At 43.2% G+C, this 12,653-nt stretch carries 10 protein-coding genes; all 10 read left to right on the top strand.

Features of this window, described 5'->3' with window-relative positions; translation table 11 throughout:
* Positions 1–35: 35 nt before the first annotated feature.
* The 10 genes from gyrB (at position 36) to FC14_RS00190 (ending at position 12,598) form a co-directional block, all read left to right on the top strand.
* The gene (gene gyrB, locus FC14_RS00235; RefSeq protein WP_371864101.1) at positions 36–1,922 is read left to right on the top strand and encodes a DNA topoisomerase (ATP-hydrolyzing) subunit B; all 1,887 of its coding nucleotides are present in this window, start codon (positions 36–38) and stop codon (positions 1,920–1,922) included.
* 18 nt (positions 1,923–1,940) lie between these two features.
* A complete protein-coding gene (gene gyrA / locus FC14_RS00230; protein WP_056975565.1) occupies positions 1,941–4,409 on the top strand; it encodes a DNA gyrase subunit A in 2,469 nt (822 codons plus the stop codon).
* Positions 4,410–4,591: 182 nt separating this feature from the next.
* Positions 4,592–4,882: a 30S ribosomal protein S6 gene (rpsF, locus tag FC14_RS00225; RefSeq protein WP_050611467.1), complete on the top strand. Its 291-nt coding sequence runs from the start codon at positions 4,592–4,594 to the stop codon at positions 4,880–4,882.
* Between the two features lie 49 nt (positions 4,883–4,931).
* Positions 4,932–5,468 carry a single-stranded DNA-binding protein gene (ssb, locus tag FC14_RS00220; RefSeq protein WP_056975564.1) on the top strand — a complete coding sequence of 179 codons (537 nt, stop codon included), beginning with the start codon at positions 4,932–4,934 and terminating at the stop codon, positions 5,466–5,468.
* 20 nt (positions 5,469–5,488) lie between these two features.
* Positions 5,489–5,725 (top strand): 30S ribosomal protein S18, encoded by a 237-nt coding sequence (gene rpsR, locus FC14_RS00215; RefSeq protein ID WP_006500881.1) that lies wholly within the window; start codon positions 5,489–5,491, stop codon positions 5,723–5,725.
* A gap of 259 nt (positions 5,726–5,984) precedes the next feature.
* A complete protein-coding gene (locus tag FC14_RS00210) occupies positions 5,985–7,445 on the top strand; it encodes an MFS transporter (RefSeq protein WP_056975562.1) in 1,461 nt (486 codons plus the stop codon).
* Between the two features lie 234 nt (positions 7,446–7,679).
* Entirely contained in the window at positions 7,680–8,840 is a 1,161-nt protein-coding gene (locus FC14_RS00205) for an MFS transporter (RefSeq protein WP_056975560.1), read from the top strand.
* Between the two features lie 351 nt (positions 8,841–9,191).
* Positions 9,192–10,304: a PTS sugar transporter subunit IIC gene (locus FC14_RS00200; RefSeq protein ID WP_056975558.1), complete on the top strand. Its 1,113-nt coding sequence runs from the start codon at positions 9,192–9,194 to the stop codon at positions 10,302–10,304.
* A 137-nt stretch (positions 10,305–10,441) separates the two neighbouring features.
* Positions 10,442–11,143 (top strand): response regulator transcription factor, encoded by a 702-nt coding sequence (locus FC14_RS00195; protein ID WP_056975556.1) that lies wholly within the window; start codon positions 10,442–10,444, stop codon positions 11,141–11,143.
* Between the two features lie 3 nt (positions 11,144–11,146).
* Entirely contained in the window at positions 11,147–12,598 is a 1,452-nt protein-coding gene (locus FC14_RS00190; protein WP_056975554.1) for a sensor histidine kinase, read from the top strand.
* Positions 12,599–12,653 lie beyond the last annotated feature (55 nt).

The following is a 12,653-nucleotide window of genomic DNA, read 5'->3' as shown; positions in this document are numbered from 1 at the left end:
AGGAAGAAAAGGCTAAGGAATACGATGCCAGCCAAATTCAAGTGTTAGAAGGGCTGGAAGCTGTTAGAAAGCGCCCCGGGATGTACATTGGCTCAACTAGCTCCCAAGGCTTACACCACTTAGTTTGGGAAATTATTGACAACGGGATTGATGAAGCCCTAGCCGGTTTTGCCAGTGAAATTAATGTCACTGTGGAAAAAGATAATAGTATCACGGTTATCGACAATGGTCGGGGGATTCCTGTGGATATTCAACCTAAAACAGGGCGCCCTGCTTTAGAAACAGTGTTTACAGTGCTTCACGCCGGAGGTAAGTTTGGCGGTGGCGGTTATAAGGTTTCAGGGGGACTCCACGGGGTTGGTGCTTCCGTAGTTAACGCTTTGTCCACAGAATTAGATGTTGAAGTTTACCGCGAGGGCAAAATTTACGGTATGGACTTCAAGTTAGGGAAAGTTGCCCACCCAATGGAAGTGAAGGGGACTTGTGGCAGCCACCAACACGGCACCAAAGTTCACTTCTTACCAGACCCAGATATTTTTACGGAAACTACTATTTATGATATTAAGGTCCTAACCACCCGGATTAGGGAGTTAGCTTTCTTAAATAAGGGTTTAAAAATTACGATTGAAGACAAGCGTCCTGAAGAACCAACCTACCAGGAATTCCACTACGCCGGTGGGATTCGCCATTACGTTGAATTCTTAAACAAGGGCAAAGAACCCTTATTTGAAGAACCTATCTACGTTGAAGGGGAACAAAAGGGAATTACGGTCGAAGTAGCTTTACAGTATACAAATGATTTCACTTCGACTTTACTAACCTTTACGAACAACATCCATACCTATGAAGGGGGGACCCACGAGGCCGGCTTTAAGACTGCGTTAACGCGGGTAATTAATGACTACGCCCGCAAGGTGGGCTTACTAAAGGAAAATGATGCTAACCTCAGTGGGGAAGATGTGCGGGAAGGTTTAACAGCTGTTATTTCTATTAAGCACCCTAATCCACAGTTTGAAGGCCAAACCAAGACGAAGCTGGGGAATTCTGACGCACGGGCGGTCACTGATAAAACCTTCTCCGAAACTTTCAACAAGTTCCTGTTGGAAAATCCAACTGTGGCTAAAAAGATTGTGGAAAAAGGAACGGTTGCTGCTAAGGCCCGGGTGGCTGCTAGAAGAGCCCGGGAAATGACTAGAAAGAAAAATGGCCTCGAAATTTCTAATCTGCCTGGTAAGTTAGCGGATAATACCAGCAAGGACCCAGCTATTTCAGAACTCTTCATCGTCGAAGGGGACTCCGCCGGTGGGTCTGCTAAGCAAGGTCGTTCTCGCTTAACCCAAGCTATCTTACCTATTCGGGGGAAGATTTTAAACGTTGAAAAGGCTAGTCTTGATCGGATTTTGGCCAATGAAGAAATTCGTTCCCTCTTCACAGCGCTAGGAACAGGGTTTGGTAAAGATTTTGACGTTACTAAAGCCAACTACCATAAGTTAATCATCATGACTGATGCCGATGTCGATGGGGCCCATATTCGGACCTTGCTGTTGACACTCTTTTACCGCTTTATGCGCCCAATGATTGACGCAGGTTACGTCTACATTGCCCAACCACCTTTGTACCAAGTGCGGCAAGGTAAGATGGTGCGCTACATTGACTCGGATGCCGAATTAAATGAAGTTTTAGGTCAATTACCACCTTCACCTAAGCCTGCCATTCAACGTTATAAAGGGTTAGGTGAAATGGACGCGGAACAACTATGGGAAACAACCATGGATCCGGAAAATCGGCGCTTATTGCGGGTAGAGTTGTCTGACGCTGAGGAAGCTAACGCCGTATTTGAAATGTTAATGGGTGACCATGTGGGACCAAGACGCCAATTTATCGAAGATAATGCAACCTTTGTTGAAAACTTGGATGCCTAATTAAGGAAGGTGAAATAAGTGGTAGATTTACCAAATCGAATTAAAAATGTTGATCTTTCGAAAGTCATGCGCACGTCCTTTTTAGACTACGCTATGAGTGTTATCGTAGCCCGGGCTTTGCCGGATGTTCGTGATGGGCTAAAGCCGGTTCACCGCCGGATTTTATATGGGATGAATGAACTGGGTGTGACTCCCGATAAACCGTATAAGAAATCGGCCAGAATCGTTGGGGAAGTCATGGGGAAATTCCACCCCCACGGGGACTCAGCTATCTATGAATCCATGGTCCGGATGGCGCAAGACTTTAGCTACCGTTACATGTTAGTCGATGGTCACGGGAACTTTGGGTCTGTCGATGGTGATGGCGCCGCAGCGATGCGTTATACCGAAGCGCGGATGAGCAAGATTACCTTGGAAATGTTGCGGGACATTAATAAGGATACGATTGATTTCCAAGACAACTATGATGGGACCGAAAGGGAACCTAAGGTCTTACCGGCTCGTTTCCCTAACCTCTTAGTCAATGGGGCCACGGGGATTGCGGTTGGGATGACAACTAATATTCCGCCTCATAATTTAGGCGAAGTAATCTCTGGGTTACATATCTTAATGAAGAATCCGGATGCAACCACGGCCGACTTGATGGAAGCCATTCCTGGGCCGGACTTCCCAACCGGGGGAATTGTCATGGGTAAATCTGGAATTCGGAAGGCCTATGAAACTGGTAAGGGTCAGGTAACATTAAGGGCCAAGGTTGATATTGAGGAGCTCAAAAATGGGCGCCAACAAATTATCGTGCACGAACTTCCTTACATGGTAAATAAGGCCCGCTTGATCGAACGGATTGCCGAATTAGCCCGGGAAAAGAAGATTGAAGGAATTACTGATATTAAAGATGAATCCGACCGGGAAGGGATGCGGATTACGATTGATATTAGGCGTGATGTCAGTGCCTCAGTCGTTTTAAATAACTTATATAAATTAACCTTGATGCAATCTTCCTTTGGCTTCAATATGTTAGCCATCGTTGATGGTACGCCTAAGGTCTTGAGTTTAAAGCAAATACTGCAACATTACTTAAATCACCAAGAAAGCGTAATTCGGCGGCGGACAGAGTTTGAATTAAAGAAGGCTAAGGCAAGAGCCCATATCCTAGAAGGGTTACGGATTGCCCTAGACCATATTCAAGCCATTATTGATATCATCCGCAAATCACCAAGTGGAGACGTGGCCAAGGATCGGTTAATTAACGAGTATGCCTTGAGTGACAAGCAAGCCCAAGCCATCTTAGACATGCGCTTAGTTCGCCTAACCGGTTTGGAAAGAGATAAGGTTGAAGCCGAGTATCAAAAGACGATGGAAGCCATTGCCGACTACGAAGATATTTTGGCTAAGCCAGAACGGATTCACCAAATCATCTACGAAGAATTACTCGACATTCAAGCCCGCTTTGGGGATGAACGGCGGACAGAATTAATGGTTGGGGAAGTCCTAAGCATTGAGGATGAAGACTTAATCGAAGAAGAATCTGTTGCCATCACCGTTACCCATAATGGTTACATTAAGCGGATTCCAACCAGTGATTTCAAGCAACAAAATCGTGGTGGTCGTGGGGTTCAAGGAATGGGTGTACATGATGATGACTTCATCGAACAACTCATTACTAGTTCGACCCATGATGAACTCCTCTTCTTTACTAACCTAGGTAAGGTTTACAGCATGAAGGGCTATGAAATTCCTGAGTATGGTCGAGCTGCCAAGGGGATTCCAGTAATCAACCTGTTAAATATTGAAGGTGACGAAAAGATTACCACCGTCATCAATGTGCCAAAAGATAGTAAAGTAGAGCAACCAGATGATTTAGCCCTCTTCTTTACCACTAAACTTGGGGTGGTTAAGCGGACGAGTGTAGCCGAATTTACTAACATCAGAAAGAACGGACTCAAAGCTTTGAATCTCCATGAGGGCGATGAACTAATTAATGTGGTTGCTGTTAAAGCCGACGCTAACGTAATCATTGGGACTCACCAAGGCTACAGCGTTTCATTTGCGGTCGAAAATGTTCGGTTGATGGGCCGGGCAGCCGCCGGGGTTCGTGGAATTCGCTTGCGTGAAGCTGATTATGTAGTCGGCTCAGACGTCTTAGCTGCCGACAGTAAGGTCTTTGTCATTTCAGAAAAAGGTTACGGCAAGCAAACCCTAGCATCTGAATATCCAATTAAAGGTCGCGGTGGTAAAGGGATTAAGACTGCGAATATTGGAACTAAGAATGGGCCGTTAGTCGGTTTAACCACGGTTAAGGGTGACGAAGACATCATGGTCATTACCGATAAAGGGGTTATGATTCGCTTTAACATTGAAACGGTCTCCCAAACCGGTCGTGCTACCATGGGGGTTCACCTGATTAACCTTGATGAAGATTCGGTTGTTTCAACTATGGCTAAGGTCGAACCGGAAGAAAATTCAGAAATTTCTGAAGAAAAATAAATTAATCGTGGATTTTTTGCGTATATTAAATATAGGTGAACTGTATTCAGGATTTTACTTGTTTTTTTAAATTTTTAATGTTATAATTTTTACTCGTGAGTATCTAAATAGCAAAAGTTTAGATTCTCCTTGTTCTCAAATTATATTTAGAACCAATAGTCCATAAGGAGGTGCAAACAGTCATGACAAATTACGAAATTACTTACATCATCAACCCATCACTTGATGAAGCTGCTAAGAACGACTTAGTAGAACGCTTCGACAACGTGTTAAAGAATGATGGTGCTGAAGTTGTAGATTCAAAAGACTGGTCTAAGCGTCGTTTTGCTTACGAAATTGCTGGTTACACGGAAGGTGTCTACCACATCGTAAACATTAAGGCTGAAAACGCTGATGCAATCAACGAATTTGACCGTCTTGCAAAGATCAACGACGGTATCTTACGTCACATGATTGTTAAGCGTGAAGCTTAATTTTAACTGATTGAATACAATTAACTAATATAAAAAGGAGGAGTAGACTTTGATTAACAATGTCGTACTTGTAGGTCGCCTGACCAGAGATCCTGATTTACGGTTCACCCCCTCTGGTGTTGCAACTGCTAACTTTACGTTGGCGGTTGACCGCAACTTTACTAACCAACAAGGCCAAAGAGATGCAGATTTTATTAACTGTGTTGTTTGGCGTAAGGCTGCGGAAAACTTTGCTAACTATACCCACAAAGGTTCTTTAGTTGGAATCGAAGGCCGGATTCAAACACGGAATTACGAAAACCAACAAGGCCAACGGGTGTACGTTACAGAAGTGGTGGTATCAAACTTCAGCTTCCTCGAATCTAAGGCACAAGCCGATGCTTACCGGCAACAAAACGGCGGTGGTCAAGGTTATACTCCACAAGGTCAAGGCTATCAAGCTAACCCATACGGGACACCAGCTGCAAACCAAGCGCAACCGGGTGGCTTTACTAACAACAATACTAGTGAGGCACAACCAAGTGCGGATCCATTTGCAGATAACGGTGATACGATTGATATCGCAGATAATGACCTACCATTCTAGATTAGAGGAGGGACACCGACATGGCACAACAACGTAGAGGTGGTCGTCGTCGTCGTAAGGTTGACTTTATCGCAGCTAACCACATCGAATACATCGACTACAAAGATACTGATTTATTGAAGCGTTTCATCTCAGAACGCGGTAAGATTTTACCTCGTCGTGTGACAGGTACTAGCGCTAAGAACCAACGTCGTTTAACAGTTGCTATTAAGCGTGCGCGGATTATGGGCTTATTACCATTCGTTGCTGAAGATTAAGCAAAAGTAAAATACTCCAACTAAGTACGAGTTACTTGGTTGGAGTATTTTTTAGTTATCAACAAACAAGTTATCCACAGTTAGAAATAAAAGAAAGTTACACCGACTTTTATTTCAATAATCCACTTGTGGATTATTGAAAATGAGCACATTCTGAGCAAGTAAGGGCTCTCTTATGAGAACTTGCCCACTTTACTTGTGAATAAGTTCAACCTTGTTTAAGATAAAGGGTGGACTTTTTAACAAGTGAGGGAAAAAGATGACTAGTAAACAAATTAAGTGGGTCACAGCCGGCTTATTATTAGCCAGTGTAATTGCCGGTTTGGACGCAACGATTATTAATACGGCTCTGCCAGCCATTATCAGTGACTTAAACGGAATTGAATATATGGGTTGGATTATTGCCGTCTTTTTATTGGGAATGGCTGTCTTTACCCCTTTATGGAGTAAGTTAGGTGAAAATTGGGGTAACAAAAAGGCTTTTCAGCTGTCGGTAGTATTATTCTTGGCTGGCTCTTTATTGGAAGGGTTGGCGCCTAACATTGGCTTTTTCATTGCCGCCCGTACCTTAATGGGGATTGGGGCCGGCGGAATGGGGGCACTGCCTTACATTATCATCGGTTACGTGTTCGAAAATATTAACAAGCGGGCTCACATTTTAGGGCTCATTTCAGCTTCTTTTAGTGCCGGCTCAATTATCGGTCCACTATTAGGTGGCTGGATTGTGGATACCCTAAGTTGGAATTGGATCTTTTACATCAACGTTCCTTTGGGCCTAGTAACTATCAGCTTGATTCAAGCGGCTTATAAAGAAGAAGTCCGTCAAACTAAGCAAGCCTTCGATTATCGCGGGGCTTGGTTGATGGTCTTAGGCTTAGTAGCCTTTCTATTAGGGATTCAATTATTAGGGATGGTTAGTTGGTATTATTGTGCTGGCTTAGTCTTAGTAGGTAGTTTATTAATTTGGCGCCTATTCAAGGTGGAAGCCAAGCAACAGACTCCCTTAATTCCAGGCCACCTCTTTAAGAATAAGGCCTTAGTGGTTGACTTCATTTTATTTGGGATTGCTTGGGGGGCGTCAATTGCCTTTAATACCTACGTCCCAATGTGGGCGCAAGGCTTGTTAGCAGCTACGGCCTTGGTCGGGGGCTTAACCCAAGTTCCTGGGGCTTTAACCGACTTTTTAGGTGCTAACTTGGCTCCGGCCTTTCAACGGAAATTCCGGGATCTAACGGTAGTTAACCTGGGCCTAATCGGGATCATGGTTTCAGTGTTGGGTTTATATTTCCTAGATGCTAAGGCTGCCTATGGCTGGCTTTTATTTTTAAGTGCCTTTTATGGTTTTGGGGTGGGGCTAGTCTTTGTTGTGTTGCAGATTCGGGTGCAACAAGACGTAGATATAAAGGACATGCCCGCAGCCACTTCCTTGAGTTACCTACTCAGAATTTTGGCTCAGACCTTAATGGCAGCCGTCTATGGAGTGTTATTAAACTTCGAGCTTGCCAGAGGAGTGGCACAGACTAAGGGCAAGATTAGCTTGGAAATGATGAATAAGCTCAGTAACCCAGTGACTAACAAGGAATTACCCCTAAACTTAATTCCCCAAATGCAACTTATCTTGCATCAGGGGTTACACACCATTATGTTAACAGCTACGGGCTTATTGTTAGTAGGTTTAGCCTTTTCGCTTTGGGCGCAAAAGAAAGTCTTTAAAAATTAGTCGGAATTTCACCCCTAAATGTTCATATAATCTTCATACATTCTAGTTAATATATAACCATACCTAATATCCAAAAACAATTTTTCATTTGCTTTTCTCCCTAAACAAAAGTAATGAGATTATAAAGTTCCCCTAGCTTTGTAATAAATAACTCCTTTTTCCTCCGCAATTTTTTTAAATTGCGGAGTTTTTTATGTTAGAATTGTTTAGATTATCTATAGTAAGGAGTTTCTTATGAAAATTTTCAAAAATGTTGCCTTGGTAATTATTGTGGCCTTTAACCTCCGGTGGGGAATCACTAGTGTTTCTCCTGTGGTAGACTATTTGAAGCTAAAGTTGAGCCTCAGTAATTTTCAGGTCAGCCTACTAACCAGTATCCCAGTTTTTTGTATGGGAATTTTTGCCTTTTTTGTCGGGCTACTTCAGACTAAATATGGGCGCAAGCGGAGTATTTTTTACCTCTTGCTCTTGATGTTTGTTGCGGCGGCTACACGTTTAGGTAGCCACTCTTTTATTAGTTTATGCTTGTCAGCCTTTATCATTGGCTTAACAATCGCAATCATTGGCCCAATGCTATCTGGCTTTATCAAGGAACAATTTCCCCACCATCAAGGTAGTATGGTGGGAGTTTACTCACTTTCAATGGGGGTCGGGGCTACGGTTGCCTCAGGGGCAGCTCTTAGTCTAAGTCACCGTTACTCTTGGCAAGTTGGCCTGGGGATTTGGAGCGTAATTGCCTTAGTTTCAGCCCTAGTTTGGCAACTTGGGGCAGCCGATGATAAAAAAGCCCCTAAGCTTACTAGCCAAACTTCTTCACCCTTAAAAGTGAGTGAACTTTTACAGACGAAGCAGATGTGGGCCTTAATCCTCTACTTTGGTTTCCAATCGGGAATTTATTACAGTGCAGTTGCCTGGACCACGTCGTTTTTTTCAAGTCGGAACCTGCCAGCGGCAAAAAATACACTTTACTTAACCGTGATGATGGTGCTGATTACGGCTTGCAGTTTTATTATTCCAAGTTTAATGGACCGGTTTGGCTCAACTAAAAACTGGAATATTTTTTGTACCGTGGCAGCCCTTTTCAGTGGCTTGACCTTTTGGTTAGGAAGCAATGACTGGGCCTACTTCGTGGCTATCCTCCTATTTGCGATTGGAAGTGGGGGACTATTTCCAATTTCCTTGTTGTTACCCTTACAATTTTCAACTCAGGCTGATGAGGCGAGCTTGAAAACAGGGTTAATGCAGGCTGGTGGCTACATTATGGCCGGAATCATTCCTTTGGCCCTAGGCTCTTTGATGGATTGGACCGGTAATTATCTCTATTTGCCGCTTAACTACGTACTTTCTTCGGTTATCATGTTGATAATTGGAACTCGGTTGCTTTCTGAAAAATAAATGAAAAAATTCTTAAAAAAGCCTTGTAATTATTTTTTTATCTGTTATTATAATACTTAACAAAGGGAAAACTAATTCAATTTTAATCTTTATTTAAGAAGGGAGTCGGTCGCAATGACAAACTTGGTAACAGTTTTCGCTACAGTTGAATACATTATTCTCAGCCTAGTCATTATCAACGCGCGTCAGGTGCGATCGAATGTCTCGGCTTATTAGTCTAGGAGCATTTAATCCACGGCGCGCTAACCAAAAGGTAACGAGCGGTGGAATAAGAAGTTAAGCATCCACCGTTTGTAACGGAGGATGCTTTTTTTGTTGGAATTATAAGGGCAAGATAAAAGGAGAAAGAATATGGAAGCAACTACAAAGACGAGTGCCTTTGCGAATGCAGGCCAAGATAGAACAACTGTTAAAGAATACGCCTATAATATCTCAGCTGCGGTAGCTAATGCAATTTTAGTTACCTTAGGGATGGGGTTGTTGATGCAAACCATTGCTGGTTTTGTTCATTTTCAACCACTTTATCAAGCTGGGACGCTGGCACAAGATTTATTAGCACCAGCCTTAGGGCTAGCAGTTGCCTCACAATTACGAGTAACTACTTTGGTAATGTTTAGTTCGATGATTGCCGCAACAGTTGGGGCAAACGCGGTTCACTTTGTTACTGCAGCAAATGGGGTCGCAACCGTAACTGCGACTGGTCAAACCGCAGTTCAAGCCGCTGGCACCGGGGTCTTTTCAACCGGGCAACCTATCTCTGCGGTAGCGGCAGGGTTAGTGGCAGCCTTGGTTGGGAAGTATCTTTCTGGTAAGACTCCACTTGACATGGTGTTAGTACCATTTGGTGCTACCATGGTCGGGACTTTAGTCGGACTAGGCTTAGCGGCAGTTGTAACTCCAGCTTTACTTAGTGTTAGTGCCTTTATCGCTGAATCTATGAAGGTTAATCCGTTTGTTGGTTCGGTTTGCATCTCAATGGTGTGGGCGTTATTCTTAATGACCCCAGCTTCATCGGCAGCCTTGGCAGTCGCCTTAACCTTGGATCCCGTTTCAGCTGCGGCGGCAGCAATTGGGACAACGGCTCAATTCGTAGGCTTCACAGCTATGTCATACAAGCAAAATACCATCGGAGCAAACGTTGCTCAATTTGTAGTTACACCTAAATTACAATTCCCTAACTTAATCGTGAATCCTTGGCAATTGTTACCACCGTTGGTTTCAGCCATGGTTTGTGCTCCGTTAGCAACAGTGGTCTTTGGTTTCCAAGCTCCGTACACTGTTGGGGGGTTAGGGCTTAACTCCTTTATCGCGCCAATCTACTTCTGGGGCCAAGGTTTAGGAACATTTGGCGTTTACGTCCTTTGTGGGCTTGTTTTACCAGCGTTATTCTCTGTTGTGGGCTTCAAGCTGATGAAGAAAGTTGGCTTGGTAAGAGATAACGAATTACATTTAAACATCCTTTAGGATTGAAAGAGACAGGAAGCTGAAGTACACTTCCTGTCTTTTTATTTGGCTAGCGGGTAATTCAAGTCAGTTCTTATTATTTCCTGGGAAATAATGCTATAATGTAGGTAATTTTTGATTAGTTAAGGGGATTTTTGATGAAGAAAATACTAATTATTGAAGACGAAGAAGCAATCGCTATGATTGAACAGGATTACTTAGAATTAAGTAATTTTGAAACAGAAGTGGTTGGTGATGGGGCTAGTGCCTTACAAAAATTAAACGATAATAGTTACGATTTAATTTTGCTCGACTTGATGCTTCCCGGGGGAATGAGTGGGTACGACGTTTGCAAGAAAATTAGGGGACAAGTCGACATTCCCATTATCATGGTAACGGCTAAAACGGAATCGTTAGATAAGGTGTTGGGCTTGGAACTAGGGGCTGACGACTACTTAACAAAACCTTTTGATCCGGCTGAATTGGTTGCCCGGGTTAAGGCTAACCTCAACCAGTATGAGCGTTTGAAGGGGCAAACTGCTCAAGCTGAAGAAAAGTTGGTTATTGGTAACGGGATTGTAATGGAACTGGGGAGTTATAAGGTGACTAAGGATGGTAAGGAGCTCCGTTTTCCTAATAAGGAATTTGAGTTACTCCGTTTCCTAGCGCAAAATCCCAACTACGTTTACTCTAAGGAACAGCTTTTTGAAAAAATTTGGGGCTACGATTACATTGGTGATCCAGCCACAGTAGCTGTTCATATCAACCGGATTCGCGAAAAAATCGAACAGGATAGCAATAACCCCAAGTTGATTGAAACGGTGTGGGGAGTTGGCTACCGTTTTAACGGAGGCAAGTAAAAAATGAGTCTACAAAGGCGAATTGTGACCTCATATGTGATTATTATTGTGTTGGCTTTGTTAACCCTGTTAGGAATCGGGGGGGCTTTCATGGTAGCCTACTATGCTAAGTATGACGAATATGCAACGGATGTCCGTTACTTTCAGATTGAAAAGAATGGCCATAAGGTTAAGCAATTAGTAACTAATAGCCAGTATAGTAAGGCTAACCAGGCTCAAATAATTAGGGACCTCCACGCTTATCATTACCGGGTTCGGATTTTTAATCAAAAGACCGGCAAGGTAATCTATACCGATAAATTTGCGGAAGATGAACTTTACTTCGTAAACTCTATCAGAACTGATGATTTTTCAACCAAGAAGGCCAAGCGTTACCAATGGTCTAATTCTGCCTTTGTTAGCCGCCTCTATAATTATCAGGGGCAAAAGATAGGCTTGGTAGCCACTAAGTTAACCCACTACCGCCCGAAAAAGTATAATACCCATATTTCCAAACTAGATTTAAGAAATCGGATTATCTTTACCTTATGGGCAGGGGTGTTGATTATCGTCATTGTAGCCTTAACGGTGCTCTTCTTTTCCAAACGAACCTTACGCAGAATTATGGCCCCCTTGGATAAGTTAGTCGCAGCTTCTAGGCGAATTGAAGAGGGCCAGGAGTTCAAACCAGTCGTCTATACTGGGGGCGATTATGAGATGGAAGTTTTAATCAAATCATTTAATGATATGCAGACCAGTATTAAGGAATATATGGATAAGACTGCAGCTTATGAACGAGCTAGGACTAAGATGATTTCTGGTATCTCCCATGACTTAAATACTCCCTTAACCTCGATTAAGGGCTGTTTAAAGGGGATAATCGATGGAGTCGCTAGGACACCTGAACGGCAGAAGAAATATATCGAAATTGCTTACAATAAGGCCGATGAGATGGAAGGTTTGCTTCAACAACTCTTCTATTTATCTAAGCTAGAAACAGGGAATATGCCGGCTAACCCGGTTGTTTTGGATTTACGCACCTTCGTTAGCGACTTAGTGGCTAAGAATCGGTTAGCTTGGGAGGAAGAAGGTGCCCAGCTGAGTTTGCGGTTAGGAACAGAGACTAGTCAGGTGAAGATAGACGCAGAGCAATTACGGCGGGTATTGGTTAATATTATCGAAAATGCAATTAAGTATAACGATAAGAACACAGCTCTAGTTACAATCGATTTAATTACCAGCGCTGATGAGGTAAAACTTTGCCTAGGAGATAATGGTCCCGGTGTTCCAGAAGATAAGTTAGGCGAAGTCTTTAATGAATTTTACCGGGGTGACGAATCACGAAACACTAAGAAGAAGGGAAGCGGCTTAGGCCTATACATTGCCCGTACGATTATTAACCAAGCCGGCGGGACAATCTCGGCTAGAAATGAACAGGGCTTAAAGATTACGCTGACCCTACCAAGGATAAATTAAGCAAGGTAATTGCAATTTGGACTGAGAAGAGTAGAATTTAGAGTATGTTTAAAAT

Origin of the sequence: Ligilactobacillus agilis DSM 20509 (assembly GCF_001436215.1) — a bacterium.
Taxonomy (GTDB): domain Bacteria; phylum Bacillota; class Bacilli; order Lactobacillales; family Lactobacillaceae; genus Ligilactobacillus; species Ligilactobacillus agilis.
The sequence above is the reverse complement of the archived record's forward strand: the minus strand, read 5'-3'. Positions and strand labels throughout refer to the sequence as shown.